Genomic DNA, 744 nt, shown 5'->3' with positions numbered 1-744 from the left:
AAAAATATACGTGAGTATCTACGCATGATAGTATACGAGGAATGAGTCTCGTAAAGAGCCGGATGCGGGAAATCTGCATGTCCGGAATTCTGTGAGGGGCAGAGGGAGCAATCCCCCTGTCTACTCGACCTCTTACAAAAAGATTACAAAGTCTTTATGAGAAGCTGGTTACTTTGGCCAATGATTGACAGAAGTTTTGGATTGTGATAATATTCATAATATTGAAATGTTGAAATATAAATGGAATGGGGTGGAACATGAAAATTTGGCGGACATTGATAGCATGTACGGGAAGTCTTTTCGAAATCAATAAGAAAGAGAGATTTATTTTGTCGATATATTGAGATGTCATTGAATTTATTCAGAAAATGGAGGAACATCATTATGACGATAAGTGAACGGATATTTGAAAGATTAAGACAGATAGATATGACCCAGAAGGAGTTCTCAGAAGAAACGGGAATACTTCCAAGTACTATTAGTGAATGGAAGAAGAACAAGACTAATCCATCATCGGAGAAGATTCTTCCAATATGCAAAGCATTGGATGTGTCACCTGAATGGTTGTTGTCAGGTGTCGACCCGGTTGAAGGACGCGGTAGAAACCACGATTATTATGTTGTGCCCAAGGGGACCGACACGGGTATTTTGATAAGCGGGTTTAACAAGTTGGATAAAACCATGAGGGATCGAATGATTGGGTATGTTGAGGCATTGACCGGTATGATGGATAAAGGAGAAAAA

1 protein-coding gene is annotated in these 744 nt (G+C 39.5%); it reads left to right on the top strand.

All coding sequences use genetic code 11. From position 1 onward, the window contains the following. Window positions 1-384 precede the first annotated feature (384 nt). On the top strand, window positions 385-744 hold a 360-nt coding region (locus tag G625_RS22060), incomplete at its 3' end, for a helix-turn-helix domain-containing protein (RefSeq protein ID WP_198014907.1).

Origin of the sequence: Oribacterium sp. NK2B42 (assembly GCF_000424445.1) — a bacterium.
Classification (GTDB): Bacteria; Bacillota; Clostridia; order Lachnospirales; family Lachnospiraceae; genus Oribacterium.
This window is presented reverse-complemented; position numbering and strand designations above follow the sequence as displayed.